This window comes from uncultured Phyllobacterium sp. (genome assembly GCF_902479695.1).
Taxonomy (GTDB): Bacteria; Pseudomonadota; Alphaproteobacteria; order Rhizobiales; family Rhizobiaceae; genus Phyllobacterium; species Phyllobacterium calauticae.
Window position 1 is genome coordinate 17,594 of record NZ_CABSQF010000015.1, and the last position, 16,807, is coordinate 34,400.

The following is a 16,807-nucleotide window of genomic DNA, read 5'->3' on the forward strand; positions in this document are numbered from 1 at the left end:
AGAGTGTAATTCCCTGCGATCCACGCCCTCCCTCATGGTGAGCTTGTCGAACCACGCACGATGCTCCCTGCAATCCGACAACCAGCTACCCCGGCCGCTTCCTCAACAGGATCGTCACCACAAAAAACGCGCCGATGGAACTGGTAACGATACCGATGGGCAATTCCTGCGGCGCCAGCAGCAGACGGGCCGCGAGGTCGCTGAGCAGGATCAGCAGGGCACCGAGCACGGCGCAGGTGACGATCAATCCCGCATGCAGCTGCCCGGAAAAACGCCGGGCAATGTGCGGGATCATCAGGCCGACAAAGCCGATGACGCCCGCCACCGAGACAAAGATCGCGGTGGAGAAGGCGCAGACGATGAACACCGTGTTGCGCAGGCGCGTCACCCTTATGCCAAGGCTTTCCGCCGTGTTTTCGCCGGCCAGCAGGGCATCGAGATTGCGGTGGTTGTACAGGGCGTAGACCAGGATGGCGGCAAGCCCGGTGAGGGCGAGCGGCAGGTTCTCCCAGCGGGCAAGGCCGAGGCCGCCGAGCGTCCAGAACATCACCGAATGCGCGGCGCGCTGGTCGCCGGCAAACACCATGTAATTGGTCAGCGCAGCAAACAGGAACGAGACGGCAAGGCCCGCCAGGATCAGCCGTTCCGGCCCCTGTCCCTGCACGCGCCGCACCAGCATCAGCACGACGATGGCCGCCAGCATGCCGCCGCTGAAGGCACCAATCGGTAGGGTCCAGATGCCGAAGCGGTCGCCGATGACCGTAATCACCGAGACTGCTCCCGCCGCCGCACCATTGGAAAGGCCAAACAGGAACGGATCGGCGAGATCGTTGCGGGTGACGGTCTGCAGCAGCGCGCCGATGATGCCAAGCCCCGCGCCCACGCAGATGGCAAGGATGACCCGCGGCAGGCGCAGGTCGACGATGATCTTGCCGACAGGGCCGCCAACGGCCATATCGGAGAGGCCGGTGGCATGGGCGAGGGCGCGCAGGACATCGCCGAGCGGAATGACCGTTGCCCCATAGGCAATCGACACGAGGGCGAGGGCCAGAATGGCCATCACCCCCGTCATGAGTGTCAGATGCTGACGGAAGGGCAGATGCACTCAGAATGCTTCCGGATGCATGGCCTTGGCCATCTTGGCGATGGCCTCGATATTGGCCGGTCCGGGCGTCAGTTCCGCATAGCGCAGGGCGACGAAGCGGTTGTTCTTGACGGCGTCGGTTTCCTTCATCGCCGGATGCGATTTGAGGAAGTCGAGCAGCTTCTGGTAACCCGCATCATCCTGATAATCGAGGAGAACGAGGAATTCCGGATTGCGCGTCGCCACGGTTTCCCACGAGGTGGTGCCCCAGCTGGTGTCGAGATCGGCCATGATATTGGTGCCGCCGGCTTCGCTGATCATCGCCGTGGGAATGGCGAACTTGCCCGCTGTGAACGGCTTGTCCTCGCCGGAATCGTAGAGGAAGACGCGGGTGCCGCTCTTGTCGCCGATCTTTGTCTTGATCGCGGCAAGTTCTGTCTTCCAGCCGCTGACGAGTTTATTTGCCTCGTCTTCCCTATCGAAAATCTTGCCGAGCTTTTCCATGTCGCCATAGAGCAGGTCCATGGTGGCGGCGGGCCGGGACTTGTCGAGATGGATGCAGCTTTCGGTCAGTTCAAGCGTCTTGATGCCGTGCGGCGCCAGCGTGTCGGGGGTGACCTCACCGCCCGGCTTCATGCCGTAATTCCAGCCAGCGAAGAAGAAATCCGGTTCCGCAGCAATGAGATTTTCAAGGGTCGGATATTTTGGCGCAAGCTCGGGAATGGCGCCCAGCTGCTTCTTGAACGCGTCGTCCAGCTTGTACCAGCCGGTAATGCCCGAAACCCCGACCATCGAGGATTGCAGGTGCAGGGCGAAGGCCATTTCGCTCATGTTGATGTCCTGGATGACCGCACGCTTGGGCGCGGCCTCGAAGGTGACGGGCTTGCCGCAACTGTCGACCGTCACGGGAAACGCCCATGTGGGGGCGGACAGCGCCGACAAGGCGAGGGCGAGCAGCATTCTTTTCATCAAATTCTCCGTAGCTGAGCAGTTTGTTTTGTGGTTGGTCCGGGTGCTTCGAACACCATGAGATCGCGATCCTGCGAGGGATGGCGCAGGCGCAGGACATCGAGATCGAAGACATCGCTGACGATGCGCGGCGTCAGCGTTTCGTCGGGTGTGCCGGCGGCGACGAGCTGGGCGGCATGCATGACGGCGACGTGGGTGGCAAACGGCGCCACCAGCGGCAGGTCGTGCAGCACCGCGATGGTCGTCACGTCGAGACCGGCGACCAGCGCCAGCAATTCGCTGCGCGCCTTCGGGTCGAGGTGATTGGTGGGTTCGTCGAGAAACAGGATGTCAGGCTGCTGGGCGATGGCGCGCGCCAGCTGCACGCGCTGCCTTTCGCCGCCGGAGAGCGAGCCGATGGGACGGCGCGAAAACGCGGCGATCCCGGCGCGGAGCAGGGCTTCCGCCACGATATCCCGGTCTTTCACCTTGGTCAGGGTGCCGGTGTGCGGAATGCGGCCAAGGGATACATAATCGTCCACCAGCAATTGCGGGTCCGGCATGTCGGTCTGGCCGACGAAGGCAAATCTCCTGGCCCGTTCCTTCGGCGGCAGCCGGTCTATTGCCGTACCGTCGAGATGGATGCTGCCGGAGGAGGGGCGCAACAGCCCGGCCAGCATGCGCAAAAGTGTGGATTTCCCGGCGCCATTCGGCCCGATAATGGCAAGACGCGCGCCGCGCACGATGTCGAGCGATACCTCATCCACCAGCGTCTGGCCGGCTGTGCGGAACGTCACCTCGTCGGCACGCAGGGCGACATGGCTCATGGGCGGATATCCGTGACTGCAGGCAAGGCACATGGTGTCAAATCCCAACCGGTAAACGTCGTCGCGTCATCGCGGACGCTTCGCTCTCGTATAGTAACGTTATAACATTGGTCAATACCCGATGTGTCATGGCTGTCCCGGCCGCGGCAGGCCGCCGGCGGTCTTGCACGGGGTGCAGACGATAATCTGGTGGTCGGGTATTGGCGTGGTCATGCCGGTGCCTTGCCTTGTGGACAAAGGTTAGGGGAACGCGGCCAATGCACCATCGCGACAATGCGGGAGAGGACATCGCATCGCTCCCGGCACACCCCGTCCGGTTCGAATTGTAGATGAGATGGCAGGTCTCCTGGCTCGCGGGTCTCAGCTTCGCCTTGCCTTCCCGACCTTCCGGTCAGTGGCATGTCAGGCATCGCTCACCGCTTACAGTTGCGGGGGCAGCCACGGTCTCGGTCCCTTTTGGGTACGCCTCACCGTGTTCCCTTTTCATCTCCCGCGTTGTCGTGCGGAAGAAACCATCGGTGCGGATGCTATGCGGCCAGCCGCGCAGTTGCAAGCACGTTTATGCGGCAATTTTTGCTGCTGCCAAAATTTTTGGCAAATGAAAGATTTCAATTGGCCGGTAACTCGTTAGAGTGCGGGGAGCATTTGTGGAACCGCGGTTTTTTTTGAATCAGACTTTTGAGGCGATATGGCAATTCACGCAGCAGTCTATCATCTGACGCATTACCGGTATGACCGGCCCATCATGCTCGGGCCGCAGATCATCCGGCTCCAGCCGGCACCCCATTCCCGGACAAAAGTTCTCAGCCATTCCCTGAAAGTCAGTCCGGCCAATCATTTCGTCAACCTGCAGCAGGATCCCTACGGTAATTTCCTCGCCCGCTTCGTCTTTCCCGAACCGGTGACGGAGCTGAAGATCGAGGTCGATCTCGTCGCTGATATGACCGTCTACAATCCGTTCGATTTCTTCGTCGAACCGGTCGCCGAAACCTGGCCGTTCAGCTATCCCGAAGAGATCAGCGACGACCTGTCGATCTATATGAAACCGGAACCGGCCGGACCGCTGGTTTCGGCTTTCCTTGCAACCATCGATCGCAGCCCGACGAACACGGTGAATTTCGTCGTCGATCTCAACGCGCGTATCCAGCGCGAGATCGGCTATGTCATCCGCATGGAAACCGGGGTTCAGGAGCCGGACGCAACTTTGAACCTGCGCTCGGGATCATGCCGGGATTCAAGCTGGCTGCTGGTACAGGTGTTGCGCAATCTCGGTTTTGCCGCACGGTTCGTCTCCGGCTATCTCATTCAGCTGAAGCCTGATCTTGTCGCCATCGATGGTCCCGCCGGAACGGACAAGGATTTCACCGATCTGCATGCCTGGTGCGAAGTCTATCTGCCGGGGGCGGGCTGGATCGGCCTCGACCCCACCTCCGGGCTTCTGACCGGCGAAAGCCACGTACCGCTTGCCGCCACCCCGCATTACCGCAATGCCGCACCGATTTCCGGCATGGCGGAATTCGCCAATGTGGAATTCGGTTTCGATATGCGCGTGACGCGCGTATCCGAACACCCGCGCATCACCAAGCCGTTTTCCGACGAATCCTGGAATGCGCTCGATGCGCTCGGCGAAAAGGTGGACGCGATCCTGAACGAGAGGGATGTGCGCCTGACCATGGGCGGCGAGCCCACATTCGTGTCCATCGATGATTTCGAATCAGGCGAATGGAACACCGATGCGGTCGGGCCGACCAAGCGCGAAAAGGCCGACAAGCTGATCCGGCGGCTGCGCGAGCGTTTTGCGCCGGGTGGTTTTCTGCATTACGGGCAGGGCAAGTGGTATCCGGGCGAGAGCCTGCCGCGCTGGACGTTCTCGCTTTACTGGCGCAAGGACGGCAAGCCGATCTGGGTCAATCCCGACCTGATCGCGCCGGAGAACGGCAAGGCTGACGTCAAGCCGGAAGATGCCGGAAAACTCCTCGTCGCGTTGGCGCAGGAGCTTGGCGTTGAAGAAGAGATGGTGGCGCCCGCCTATGAAGATCCGGCGGAATGGATCATCAAGGAGGGCAATCTTCCCGACAATGTCGATCCGTCCAACTCCAGGCTCAAGGATCCGGAAGAGCGCAGCCGCATCGCCCGGGTTTTCGAGCGGGGCCTGACCGAGCCGAGCGGTTTTGTCCTGCCGGTGCAGCGCTGGAACAGCCAGGCCTCCGGCCCGCGCTGGCGTAGCGAAAAATGGAAGACGCGGCGCGGCAAGCTGTTCCTGGTGCCGGGGGATTCGCCCGTCGGATACCGGCTGCCGCTCGGCGCCCTGCCGCATGTTCCGGCCTCGGAATATCCCTATATCGTGCCGGTCGATCCGTCGGTGGATCGCGGGGCGCTGCCGGACCCGGCACCGCAGGCGCGTGAGAATATCCTGGCGGTTGCCTCTTTCACCGCGGACGAAGGCAACCAGCAGGAGCGGGTCGAGCAGGAACGGGGGGAAATCGGCGGGGCCGTGCGCACCGCCATATCGGTCGAGCCGCGGGACGGGCGCCTCAGCGTGTTCATGCCGCCGGTGGAGGCGCTCGAGGACTATCTGGAACTGGTTGCGGCGGCGGAAGCTGCGGCGCACAAGCTCGGGCTGCCGGTTCACATCGAAGGTTACAGCCCGCCGCAGGATCATCGCATCAACGTCATCCGCGTTGCACCCGATCCCGGCGTGATCGAGGTGAATATCCATCCAGCGGCCAATTGGCGCGACTGCGTGGCAACGACAACGGCAATCTATGAGGAGGCCCGCCAGACGCGGCTCGGTGCCGACAAGTTCATGATCGATGGCCGCCATACCGGTACCGGCGGCGGCAACCATGTGGTGGTCGGTGGCGAAACACCCGCCAACAGCCCATTCCTGCGCCGTCCTGATCTGTTGAAAAGCCTTGTCCTGCACTGGCAGCGGCATCCGTCGCTGTCCTACCTGTTCTCCGGCCTGTTCATCGGGCCGACCAGCCAGGCACCGCGCATCGACGAGGCGCGGCATGACAGTCTCTACGAGCTGGAGATTGCCCTCTCGCAGGTGCCCCGGCCGGGCGAGGGCACGCCGCCTTTGCCCTGGCTGGTCGACCGGCTGTTCCGCAATCTGCTGGTGGATGTCACCGGCAACACGCATCGCTCGGAAATCTGCATCGACAAGCTGTTCTCGCCCGATGGTCCGACCGGCAGGCTCGGGCTGGTCGAGTTCCGCGGTTTCGAGATGCCGCCCAATGCGCGCATGAGCCTTGCCCAGCAATTGCTGATCCGCGCGCTGATTGCCCGGTTCTGGAACAATCCGATTCAGGGCAGTTTCGTCCGCTGGGGCACGGCGCTGCATGACCGTTTCATGCTGCCGGCCTATGTCTGGCAGGATTTCCTCGATGTTCTCGCCGATTTGCGCGAGAACGGCTTTGATTTCCGCCCGGAATGGTTCGAGGCCCAGCTGGAATTCCGCTTCCCCTTCTGCGGTGAAATCGAGAATGAGGGTGTGAAACTGGAAATCCGGCAGGCGCTGGAGCCATGGCATGTGATGGGCGAACAGGGTGCCATCGGCGGCACGGTGCGCTTCGTCGATTCCTCGGTGGAACGGCTGCAGGTCAAGGTCGACGGCTTCAATCCGGCCCGCTACAGCGTGGCCTGCAACGGGCGCGAGGTGCCGCTGAAGATGACCGACAGACAGGGCACGGCGGTTGCCGGCGTGCGCTACAAGGCGTGGCAGCCGCGCTCCGGCCTGCATCCGATGATCCCGGTCAACACGCCGCTGGTTTTCGACATTTACGACCAGTGGTCGCAACGGGCGATCGGCGGTTGCGTCTATCATGTCGCACACCCCGGCGGGCGCAGCTATGATACGTTCCCGGTCAATTCGAACGAGGCCGAGGCGCGCCGGCTGGCGCGTTTCGAGCCGCGCGGCCATACGGCCGGCGGATATGAATTGCGCAGGGAACAGCCATCGGGGGAATTTCCGATGACCCTTGATCTGAGAAGGCCGAGGCATTGAGATTGTGGGATTGATGCAAAGAGAGATTTCACCCCCCTCTGGGCTACCGGGCTCCGTGGCTCGCCCCGGAGCACGGCAGGGCAGAGGGGGGTATTGAAACCAATGTCCCAGGTAAGCAAATCACGGCCACTCCCCGGTCTCCTCGCGGGCTACAAGCCCCTGCAGGGCGTGGCCGACGAGATGATCGATCCCAACGGGGCTGTGCGTCCCGGCTGGGAAAAGCTGCTGCGTTCGCTCGACACCCTCGGCCCCGAAAAACTCGCCACCCGCTTTGCCCGCGCCAACCAGTATCTGCACGATGCGGGCGTGTTTTACCGGGTCTATGACGAGACCGGTACGCAGGAGCGCGAATGGCCGCTCGCTCATGTTCCGCTTCTGATCAACGAGGATGACTGGCGCGCCATCACGTCAGGGCTGACCCAGCGCGCCGATCTCCTGGAGGATATCGTTGCCGATATCTATGGCGACAACCGGCTGGTGCGCGATGGCCTGCTGCCGCCGGATCTGATTGCCTCGAACCCCGAGTTCCTGCATCCCGTCGCCGGTATCAAGCCGGCCAGCGGGCATTTCCTGCATTTCTGTGCTTTCGAGCTGGGGCGCGCACCCAATGGCCAGTGGTGGGTGCTGGGCGACCGCACGCAGGCGCCTTCGGGTGCCGGGTTTGCCCTGGAAAACCGCGTTGCCACCACCCGCGCCCTTTCGGATATTTCCGGCGCGATGAACGTTCACCGTCTTGCCGGTTTCTTCAAGGATTTCCGCGATTCCCTGCAGAGCCTGATCCACGATCCCGCAGGGCGCGCGGCCATTCTCACGCCCGGCCCGAACAATGAAACCTATTTCGAACACGCCTATATCGCCCGCTATCTCGGCATCATGCTGCTGGAAGGCGACGACCTGACCGTGAGCAAGGGCCGGGTCATGGTGCGCACCGTGTCCGGTCTCAAGCCCATCGATGTTCTGTGGCGGCGCATGGATGCCGCCTATATGGACCCGCTGGAGCTGAAGTCGGATTCGTGGATCGGCACCCCCGGCATGGTCGGCGCGCTGCGCCAGCGTTCCGTCTCGCTGGTCAATGCGCTGGGATCGGGCATTCTCGAAACCCGGGCGCTGCTGGCCTTCCTTCCTGCGATCTCGAAGGCCCTGCACGACCGTGATCTCGCCTTGCCGAGCATCGCCACCTGGTGGTGCGGCCAGGAGAAGGAACGCCAGCACGTCATGAACCGGCTCGACCAGATGATGGTCGGCCCGGCGCTGTCGACCCGGTTGCCGTTCGAAGACGTGCAGGCCACGGTTCTGGGGTCCGCCCTCGACGATGCGGCGCGCCAGGCCCTGTTGCACAAGCTCAAAACCGACGGCCGTGGACTGGTCGGTCAGGAAGCCGTCAAACTGTCGACGACGCCGGTCTATGTGGACGGCAGGCTGGAGCCGAGGCCCTTTGTCCTGCGCGTCTTTGCGGCGCGTCACGGCGATGGCTGGAGTTTCATGCCGGGCGGTTTTGCCCGCGTCGGGTTCACGCTCGACACGGCGGCGATTGCCATGCAGCGCGGCGGGCAGGCGGCGGATGTGTGGATCACCAGTTCGGCGCCCGTGCGCAAGGATACGCTGCTGCCGCGCGAGGACGATGCCTTCCGCCGCAATGTGCCGGGCACGCTGCCAAGCCGTGCGGCGGAAAACCTGATGTGGATGGGGCGCTATATCGAACGTGCCGAAGCCACGGCGCGTATCCTGCGGGCGTGCCATGCCCGCTATGCCGAGACGGCCAATGCGGAATTGCCGCTTCTGACGGAAATGCGCGATCAGCTCAAACCCCTCGGCATTGATCTCGATGAAGCCATTCCAAAGGGCCTCTTGCGTTCCATCGACGGCGCAATGCTCAGTGCCGGACGTATCCGCGACCGTTTTTCGCCCGATGGCTGGCTGGCGCTGCGCGATCTGTCGAAGACCGTGCACCGGTTCCAGGGGGTGGTGTCGCAGGGCGATGACGGCACCCGCGCCATGACAATCATCCTGCGCAAGCTGGCCGGGTTCTCCGGTCTGGTGCACGAGAACATGTATCGTTTCACCGGCTGGCGTTTTCTTGAAATCGGCCGCCGGCTGGAGCGCGGCATCCAGATGGCGCGCATCCTGGCAAACCTGTCGCGGCATGAAGCGCCGGAAGGTGGGCTGGAAATGCTGCTGGAAATCGGCGACAGCGTCATGACGCACCGGCGGCAGTACAGCGTCTATTCCGGCCGCCTCAGCGTGCTCGATCTTCTGGCGCTTGATCCGCTCAATCCGCGCTCGATCATTTTCCAGCTGGACGCGCTCAAAACCGAGTTCAATCTTTTGCCACAGCGCGAGGCGGGTGCGCATATGTCCGCCTTTTCCAAGGATGTGTTGCGCCTGCACACGCAGCTTGCCATCATGGAATCCAGCGAACTGACCGCTGACAAGCTGCATGAACTCGCCCATGAAATCGGCGCGCTGTCCGACACCATCTCCGATACGTATTTTGCCTGAGGGGGTGAGGAATGCTCTATAACATCCGCCTCCACCTGCATTATGACTATGAGCGTTCCGCGGCGGGCGGGCGCCACCATATCCGGGTGATGCCGCAAACCCTGTCAGGTATCCAGCGCGTGGTCGCCTCGAGTCTCTCCTTTGATCCTGCAGCGGCGGAACGCTCCGATTTTACTGATTTCTTCGCCAATACGGTGACCTCCATCGTCTACCGCAATCCGCACGAAACGCTCGATGTAACGATGACAGCCCGCATCAACGTGGCGCGGCCGCAGACCATGCTCGATGTTTCGCCCGATCTTGCCGGCCTGATCCGGGAAATACGCGGCGTCTGGTCGGTGGCATCCGATGCGCCGCACCACTTTCTGACATCCAGCGCCCACGCGGCCATCGACCCTGACATATCGGCCTACGCCGCGACAAGCCTAGGCAGGACGCGCACGGTCATGGAGGCTGCGAGTGATCTGTGCAACCGCATCCATACGGATTTCGCCTATGATTCCGACGCCACCAATGTGCGCACCACGGCGCGGGAGGCGTTCGACCTGCGGGCCGGTGTCTGCCAGGATTTCAGCCACATCATGATTGCCGGCCTGCGCGGCATCGGCATTCCGGCGGGCTATGTCAGCGGTTTCCTGCGCACCATCCCGCCGCCCGGCAAGGAGCGGCTGGAAGGTGCCGACGCCATGCATGCCTGGGTGCGTGTCTGGTGCGGGCGCGAGGCGGGCTGGCAGGAGTTCGATCCCACCAATGCGATGATGGCCGGCAATGACCATATCACCGTCGGCTACGGCCGGGATTATGCCGATGTCTCGCCCATCGTCGGCGTGCTGAAAACCAGCGGTTCGCAGGAAGCAAAGCAATCGGTGGATGTGATCCCGCTGGAGTAAAGGGATAGACAGCGCTTTTGTCCTTCGCGTTGCCATTATTGGAATAGTTTTTCTTGGTTTCCGCCAGCGGCGAGAATATGGTCTGCTTCAAGTGCCATTTGCGCCGGTGAATGGGATGAAATTTCGAAGTGCGATCCATGCTCCCCATTCCACCGCTGATGCTGACCACAGGTCCGGTTCCCGCCTATCCGCAAGTGCTTGCCGCGCTCGGAAAGCCTGTTCTTTATGACTATCATCCCGCCTTCCAGGCCTTCTATGCCGAGGTGATCGAAAAGCTGCGGCTGGCGCTGCGGCAGGACACGGCGCCCGTCATCATGCAGGGTGAGGCCATTCTCGGCATCGAAGCGGCTGCTGCCGCGCTGATTGCCCGTGACGATGTGGTTCTGAACCTTGTCTCCGGTGTCTATGGCAAGGGGTTTGCCGGCTGGGCCGCGCGCTATGGCAGGGAAGTCATCGAGCTTGCCGTGCCCTATGACGACATCATCGACCCGCAGGCGGTGCGTGCGGCGCTGCGCCAGCGCCCGGATATCAAAATTGTCTCGCTCTGCCATCACGACACGCCGTCCGGCACGCTCAATCCGCTGCGGGACATCGGCGCTGTCGTTGCCGAGCACGGGGCCTATCTCATTGTCGATGCCGTGTCGTCCTTTGGCGGGTTGGATGTTCATCCGCTTGAGGCGCATGCCGACATTTTCATCACCTCGCCATCGAAATGCCTGGGCAGCACGCCGGGCCTCAGCCTCATCGGCGTGAGCGAGCGGGCCTGGGCCAAGATCGAGGCCAACCCGGATGCGCCGCGCGGCTCGTTCCTCAGCCTTCTCGGCTGGAAAGGCGCCTCGGAGCCCGGCAAGCCCTTTCCGGTGACGCCGTCCATTGCGGAAATCTATGCGCTGGATGCGGCGCTGGATCTCTATGCCGCGGAGGGTGCCGAAAACGTCTGGGCCCGCCATGCGGAAACGGCTGAAATCACCCGCAACGGCCTGCTTGAGCTTGGCCTGAAGCTGTGGCCGAAAAAGCTGGAATTCTGCGCGCCGACGGCGACCGCTTTCAAGCTGCCCGATGGTTTCAGCGACACGGCCTTGCGCGACCGGTTGCGCGATGAGCACGGCATCCTCCTGTCGCTCGGCCGCGCCGACACATCGGGCAAGCTGCTGCGCGTCGGGCACATGGGCGCGTCCGCCAAACCCGATTTCGCCCGCGCCACCATCAGGGCTCTCAGCCAGATTCTGTCCCGCCCACTCGGCCAAACCTATGCATAAGAGGATCGCAAGCATGTCCCGTATCCTGTTGAACCGACGCTCTTTTCTCCATCTGACTGCCAGCGCCGCCGCGCTCACCGCCATGCCGGGTCTTGGCTGGGCGCAGGGGGAAACGCCTGTCAAAGGCGGGCGTCTGATCGTCGCCGGGGACAGCGAACCGGCCAATCTCAATCCCGCCATCGTCGCCTCCAACGGCGTGTTCTTTGTCGCCAGCAAGATTGTCGAGCCGCTGGCCGAACAGTCCTATGACGGCAAGGACGGCCTGTCGCCGCGCCTGGCCACCGCTTGGGAGGGCTCGGTCGATGGCCTGACTGCAACGTTCAAACTGCGCGAAGGCGTGACCTGGCACGACGGCAAGCCGTTCACCTCGGCTGACGTTGCCTTCTCCGCGCTGGAAGTGTGGAAGAAGCTGCAGAATCTCGGCCGCGTGGTCTTCAAGAACCTCGAGAGTGTCGAAACACCGGATGACCACACGGCCATCTTCAAATTCTCCCAGCCGACGCCGTTCCAGCTCATCCGCAATGCGCTGCCGGTGGTCACCTCCGTCGTGCCGAAACATCTCTATGAAGGCACGGATATCGCCAAGAATCCGGCCAACCAAGCATTGGTCGGCACCGGCCCGTTCAAATTCGGCGAACACAAGCCGGGCGAATATTATCTGCTGAAGCGCAACGAGGCCTACTGGCAGAAGGACCAGCCGCTGCTGGATGTGATTGTCTACCAGATCCTGCCGGACCGTTCATCCGCCGGCAATGCGCTGGAGGCCGAACAGATCCAGCTGGCTGCTTTCTCCGCCGTGCCGCTTGCCGATCTCGCCCGCATCTCCAAGGTGCCGGGCCTGAAGGTTTACGCCAATGGCTATGAAGGGCTGACCTATCAGCTCATTGTCGAAATCAACCATCGCCGCAAGGAACTGGCCGATCCGAAGGTGCGTCAGGCGCTTGCCCATGCCATCGACCGGGATTTTGTCGTCAAGACGATCTTCCTCGGCTATGCAAAGCCGTCCACGGGGCCGGTTCCTGCCTATGACAAGGCGTTTTATGAGCCAGATGTGGCCGCCCATGCTTTCGATCCGGCCAAGGCGGAAGCGCTGCTCGACGCGGCGGGTTACAAGCGCGGCGCCGATGGCAACCGCTTCACGCTCAAGCTCCTGCCCGCGCCATTCTTCAATGAAACCAAGCAGTTCGGCGACTATCTGCGCCAGGCGCTGGCCAAGGTGGGCATCGATGCGCAGGTGGTCAGCAACGATACACCCGCCCATCTGAAGGCGGTCTATACGGACCACGATTTCGATATCACCGTGGCAACGCCGGTCTACCGTTCCGATCCGGCGATCTCCACCACCATCCTGTTTGAAAGCGGGCTGCCCGCCGGTGTGCCGTTCTCCAACCAGTATGGCTATGCCAATGCGGATGTGGACAAGCTGATCAAGGATGCCGCTTCCACCGTGGATAGCGACAAGCGCGCCGGCCTCTATAAGCAATTGCAGAAGGTGGTGGCTGAGGACCTGCCGCTGATCAATGTGGCAGAATTCTCCTTCATCACCGTTGCCCGCGATACCGTGCAGAATGTGTCCGACAATCCGCGCTGGGCGGTGTCGAACTGGTCCAATGTCTGGCTGAAGGGGTAGGGGTTGAGGGTATGGTATTATCATGACACCGCATCTTCCCTCCTGAACACAAACCCGTTTGTCTTCCGGCATTATTGGCTCTAGTGTCCCCCTCCATTCGCATGACCTGTCGGAGCCCTTCTTGCCGCCACTCGCATCCTTTTTCCTGAAACGCCTTTTGGGTGCGATTCCGGTTCTGGCCGTTGTGCTCATCGGCAGCTTTCTGCTGCTGGAGGCGGCATCCGGTGATGCGGTGGATTCCTATGTCGCGCGTTCCGGCGGCATGGATGCCGACCAGCTGGCGCAATTGCGCCAGGCGTGGGGCCTTGATCAGGGCCCATTCCATCGTTTCATCGCCTATGTCTCGGCGCTTGGCCATGGCGATCTCGGCTGGTCGACGGCGTTTCAACGGCCCGTGTTGTCGGTGATCATCGAGCGCCTGCCGGTGACGCTGCTGCTGATGGGCATTGCCACGGCACTCGCCTTCTTCCTCGGTTCGCTGTTCGGCGTCATCGCCGGCGCAAAGCCCGGCTCCCTGCGCGACCGTTTCCTGTCCATCGGTTCGCTGGCGCTCTATGCCGTTCCCGGCTTCTGGCTGGGGCTGGTGCTGATCGTGGTCTTCGCCGTCGATCTGCGCTGGCTGCCGGTGGGCGGCATCGAGACCATCGCGTCCGGCAAGAGCGGATGGGCGCGCATGGCGGATATCGCTGCGCATCTGGTCCTGCCGGTCGCCTCGCTTGCCATGGTTTACCTCGCGCTGTATCTGCGCCTGATGCGCGACCGCATGAGCGAGGTCTGGCGCGATCCCTTCGTCACCGGCCTGAAAGCGCGTGGTCTCAGCCGCGGCCGTATCGTCTGGCGGCACGTGGCGCGCAATGCGGTCCTTCCTGTCATCACCATGCTCGGCCTGCAGGCGGCAGTCATGCTGGGCGGCAGCGTCGTGGTGGAAAGCGTTTTCGCCATTCCGGGATTCGGACGGCTGGCGGCGGAGGCTGTCTCGCGGCGCGACACGCCGCTGCTGCTGGGTGTCATCCTGTGCAGCGCCATAACGGTGATTATCGCCAATCTGCTGGTCGATCTGGCCTATGGCAGGCTCGATCCGCGCGTGAGGATCGGCTGATGACGATCTGGCGGCGTCTCAACCTTGAAGGCCGTGCCGGACTGGTGCTGCTGCTTGCACTGGTTCTCATGGCCTTGCTCGCCCCGTGGATCGTAGCGGGCGATCCGCTCGCCATCGTCGGCGAACCCTTGGCTCGGCCTTTCACATCGCAGGCGCATTGGCTGGGCACCGACCGTCTTGGCCGCGATGTGCTGTCGGAGCTTCTCTACGGCACGCGCACGACGCTGCTGGTGGCGTTCTTCTCGGCTGCGGCATCGCTCGTCATCGGCAGTCTGGTCGGCACGCTGGCCGGTTTTCTCGGCGGTATTGCCGATGCGGTGCTGATGCGGATCACCGAGGCATTCCAGACGGTTCCAGGCTTTTTGCTGGCGCTGGCGACAATCAGCGTGACCGGGCCGAGCGTCCCGACCCTCATTCTGGCCATCAGTCTCGGCACATGGACGCAAGCCGCGCGGGTGACACGGGCGGAGGTTTTGTCACTGCGCGAGCGCGATTTCGTGGCCGCCGCCCGCACATTGGGTATGCGGCCGCTGGAGATTGCCTTCCGGGAAATATTGCCGAATGCCTTTGGTCCGGCCGCCTCGCTCGCCGCCATTTCCGTGGCCGCGGCCATCCTCATCGAAGCTGCCCTGTCGTTCCTCGGCTTCGGCGATCCGAACCGGGTGACCTGGGGCAGCATGATTGCCGAAGGGCGCACGGTGCTGCGCGCGGCGCCTTATCTTTCCATCGTGCCGGGTCTGGCGCTGGTGGTCACGGTTCTCAGCGTGCATCTGATCGGGCGCGGCCTGTCGCGCAGTGAAAGGTTCCTCCAGCCATGAGCGAACCATTGCTGCGCGTGGAAAATGTCGGCGTGACCTACGGCAAGACCGTTGCCCTGGCGGATGTCTCGCTCGACCTCGATCGGGGCGGGCGGCTGGCTTTGATCGGCGAAAGCGGGTCCGGAAAATCCACTCTCGCCATGGCCGTTGCGGGGCTTCTGCCAAAACAGGCGCGCCAGACGGGTTCGATTGTCTTTCCCGGCACGTCGGGCCGCCCGCGTCTCGGCCGGGATATCGGTGTGGTGTTCCAGGACCCGGGCGGCAGCCTCGATCCGGTCATGAGGGTCGGCGACCAGATTGCCGAGGTTATCCGGGCACATGAGGACACCAGCTGGATCGCCGCGCGGGTGCGTGCCGCCGACCTGATGGACCGGGTGCGTATCCCGAAAGCCCTGTCGCGCCTCAACAGCTATCCGCATGAATTCTCCGGCGGGCAGCGCCAGCGCATCGCCCTCGCATTGGCGCTGGCGGCCAATCCGTCGCTTGTCATCGCCGATGAGTTGACCAGCGCGCTCGACACGGTGGTGCAGCGCCATATCGTCAACCTGCTGGACGAGCTGGTGCGCGAGGACGGGCTGACGCTATTGTTCGTCACCCATGATATCGCGCTGGCGTCCGAACGCGCCGACCAGATCGCTGTTCTCTACAAGGGACAACTGGTCGAACAGGGCACCGCAGCCGATGTTCTCGGCCAACCCGCGCATCCCTATACCAAGGCACTGATCGGCGCGCACCTGTCACTGGACACGCCGCGGCAAAGGCGGCTTGTTGAAATCAACCCTGACAGTCTGAACCTGCCATGAGTGAAACCGACAATTCCATTGTTCTCGAAGTGAAGGATGTTGCCAAGCGCTTTGGCGAGAGCAATGCATCGGGCCTGAAGAATATCGGATTTACCTTGCGGCGCGGTGAAACGCTGGCGCTGGTCGGGGCATCGGGTTCGGGCAAGACGACGCTCGCCCGCCTCGTCATGCGGCTGGGCAATCCGGATGCGGGATCAATCCACCTGTGCGGCCACGATATCACGGCCCTGCGGGGCGAAGCCTTGCGGCTGCTGCGCCCGAGATTCCAGATGGTGTTCCAGGATCCGCTGGCGGCATTCAATCCGCGGGCCACGGTCCGGCGTATCCTGGAAGATCCGCTGCGCCTGCACGATCTGGCGCCGAGGGACAACTATGGCCAGCTCATCGCCGATGCGCTCGAACGGGTGGGGCTGAGCCCTGATCTGATGCAGCGCAGCCCGCTGGAACTGTCCGGCGGCCAGCGCCAGCGCATTGCCATTGCCCGGGCGATTGCCACCCGGCCCGACCTGATCGTGCTGGACGAGCCGGTATCGGCGCTGGATGTTTCCGTGCGGGCGCAGATCCTCAATCTCCTGCTCGATCTGCAGGAGGAAACCGGTGTGTCCTATCTCTTCATTTCTCACGATCTTGCCGTGGTTCGGGCCGTGGCCGACCGCATGATCGTGCTCGACGAGGGGCGGATTGTCGAAAGCGGCGAGACCGAACGGGTTCTCGCCGCCCCGCAGGCCGAAGCAACGCGGGTTCTGATCGATGCCGTGCCCAGACTGCGGGTTCCCGCCGGTTGAGGACCTGGCGCTCACCGCTCCGGGAATAAAAATCCGCTCTCATGCCTTTCAAGCAATCGATTGGTAAAATTTGTTTCAAAGGTCGTCAGTCAATACAACCTGTGGTAGAAGATTCGCGTGGTATCGCCCAATAGTTCAATTTTTAAGGATGTCCTT

Annotated in this window: 12 protein-coding genes and 1 riboswitch; of the genes, 9 read left to right on the top strand and 3 right to left on the bottom strand. The window is 62.7% G+C overall.

Features of this window, described 5'->3' with window-relative positions; translation table 11 throughout:
- Positions 1-85: 85 nt before the first annotated feature.
- Genes RDL77_RS11150 through RDL77_RS11160 form a run of 3 tightly spaced genes read right to left on the bottom strand, consistent with a single transcriptional unit; the run spans position 86 to position 2,859 of the window.
- Positions 86-1,072, bottom strand: coding sequence for an iron ABC transporter permease (locus tag RDL77_RS11150; RefSeq protein ID WP_288192922.1), 987 nt, complete (start codon positions 1,070-1,072; stop codon positions 86-88).
- Between the two features lie 33 nt (positions 1,073-1,105).
- Positions 1,106-2,053, bottom strand: a complete 948-nt coding sequence (locus RDL77_RS11155) for an ABC transporter substrate-binding protein (RefSeq protein WP_288192859.1) — start codon at positions 2,051-2,053, stop codon at positions 1,106-1,108.
- On the bottom strand, positions 2,053-2,859 hold the full coding sequence (locus tag RDL77_RS11160; RefSeq protein ID WP_288192860.1) for an ABC transporter ATP-binding protein: 807 nt from the start codon (positions 2,857-2,859) through the stop codon (positions 2,053-2,055). The genes RDL77_RS11155 and RDL77_RS11160 overlap by 1 nt, the downstream gene beginning before the upstream one ends.
- Positions 2,860-3,177: 318 nt before the next feature.
- Positions 3,178-3,391: riboswitch (cobalamin riboswitch) on the bottom strand.
- A gap of 156 nt (positions 3,392-3,547) precedes the next feature.
- Here RDL77_RS11160 and RDL77_RS11165 point away from each other — a divergent pair.
- The 9 genes from RDL77_RS11165 to RDL77_RS11205 all read left to right on the top strand — a co-directional run bounded on the left by RDL77_RS11165 (position 3,548) and on the right by RDL77_RS11205 (position 16,651).
- On the top strand, positions 3,548-6,868 hold the full coding sequence (locus tag RDL77_RS11165; RefSeq protein WP_288192861.1) for a DUF2126 domain-containing protein: 3,321 nt from the start codon (positions 3,548-3,550) through the stop codon (positions 6,866-6,868).
- Between the two features lie 102 nt (positions 6,869-6,970).
- A complete protein-coding gene (locus tag RDL77_RS11170) occupies positions 6,971-9,367 on the top strand; it encodes a circularly permuted type 2 ATP-grasp protein (protein ID WP_288192862.1) in 2,397 nt (798 codons plus the stop codon).
- A gap of 11 nt (positions 9,368-9,378) precedes the next feature.
- A complete protein-coding gene (locus RDL77_RS11175; RefSeq protein ID WP_288192863.1) occupies positions 9,379-10,257 on the top strand; it encodes a transglutaminase family protein in 879 nt (292 codons plus the stop codon).
- A 137-nt stretch (positions 10,258-10,394) separates the two neighbouring features.
- Positions 10,395-11,516 (top strand): pyridoxamine--pyruvate transaminase, encoded by a 1,122-nt coding sequence (ppaT, locus tag RDL77_RS11180; RefSeq protein ID WP_288192864.1) that lies wholly within the window; start codon positions 10,395-10,397, stop codon positions 11,514-11,516.
- A 13-nt stretch (positions 11,517-11,529) separates the two neighbouring features.
- Positions 11,530-13,146, top strand: a complete 1,617-nt coding sequence (locus tag RDL77_RS11185) for an ABC transporter substrate-binding protein (RefSeq protein ID WP_288192865.1) — start codon at positions 11,530-11,532, stop codon at positions 13,144-13,146.
- 121 nt (positions 13,147-13,267) lie between these two features.
- On the top strand, positions 13,268-14,245 hold the full coding sequence (locus RDL77_RS11190; protein WP_288192866.1) for an ABC transporter permease: 978 nt from the start codon (positions 13,268-13,270) through the stop codon (positions 14,243-14,245).
- On the top strand, positions 14,245-15,063 hold the full coding sequence (locus RDL77_RS11195) for an ABC transporter permease (RefSeq protein ID WP_288192867.1): 819 nt from the start codon (positions 14,245-14,247) through the stop codon (positions 15,061-15,063). Before RDL77_RS11190 ends, RDL77_RS11195 begins: the two co-directional genes overlap by 1 nt.
- Positions 15,060-15,866 (top strand): ABC transporter ATP-binding protein, encoded by an 807-nt coding sequence (locus RDL77_RS11200; protein ID WP_288192868.1) that lies wholly within the window; start codon positions 15,060-15,062, stop codon positions 15,864-15,866. Before RDL77_RS11195 ends, RDL77_RS11200 begins: the two co-directional genes overlap by 4 nt.
- Positions 15,863-16,651: an ABC transporter ATP-binding protein gene (locus RDL77_RS11205; RefSeq protein WP_288192869.1), complete on the top strand. Its 789-nt coding sequence runs from the start codon at positions 15,863-15,865 to the stop codon at positions 16,649-16,651. The genes RDL77_RS11200 and RDL77_RS11205 overlap by 4 nt, the downstream gene beginning before the upstream one ends.
- The last annotated feature ends 156 nt before the right edge of the window (positions 16,652-16,807 follow it).

Coding starts and splice junctions, on each gene's coding strand:
- RDL77_RS11150 (WP_288192922.1), bottom strand. CDS start 1,072: ATGACGGGGGTGATGGCCATTCTGGCCCTCGCCCTCGTGTCGATTGCC.
- RDL77_RS11155 (WP_288192859.1), bottom strand. CDS start 2,053: ATGAAAAGAATGCTGCTCGCCCTCGCCTTGTCGGCGCTGTCCGCCCCC.
- RDL77_RS11160 (WP_288192860.1), bottom strand. CDS start 2,859: ATGAGCCATGTCGCCCTGCGTGCCGACGAGGTGACGTTCCGCACAGCC.
- RDL77_RS11165 (WP_288192861.1), top strand. CDS start 3,548: ATGGCAATTCACGCAGCAGTCTATCATCTGACGCATTACCGGTATGAC.
- RDL77_RS11170 (WP_288192862.1), top strand. CDS start 6,971: ATGTCCCAGGTAAGCAAATCACGGCCACTCCCCGGTCTCCTCGCGGGC.
- RDL77_RS11175 (WP_288192863.1), top strand. CDS start 9,379: ATGCTCTATAACATCCGCCTCCACCTGCATTATGACTATGAGCGTTCC.
- ppaT (WP_288192864.1), top strand. CDS start 10,395: ATGCTCCCCATTCCACCGCTGATGCTGACCACAGGTCCGGTTCCCGCC.
- RDL77_RS11185 (WP_288192865.1), top strand. CDS start 11,530: ATGTCCCGTATCCTGTTGAACCGACGCTCTTTTCTCCATCTGACTGCC.
- RDL77_RS11195 (WP_288192867.1), top strand. CDS start 14,245: ATGACGATCTGGCGGCGTCTCAACCTTGAAGGCCGTGCCGGACTGGTG.
- RDL77_RS11200 (WP_288192868.1), top strand. CDS start 15,060: ATGAGCGAACCATTGCTGCGCGTGGAAAATGTCGGCGTGACCTACGGC.
- RDL77_RS11205 (WP_288192869.1), top strand. CDS start 15,863: ATGAGTGAAACCGACAATTCCATTGTTCTCGAAGTGAAGGATGTTGCC.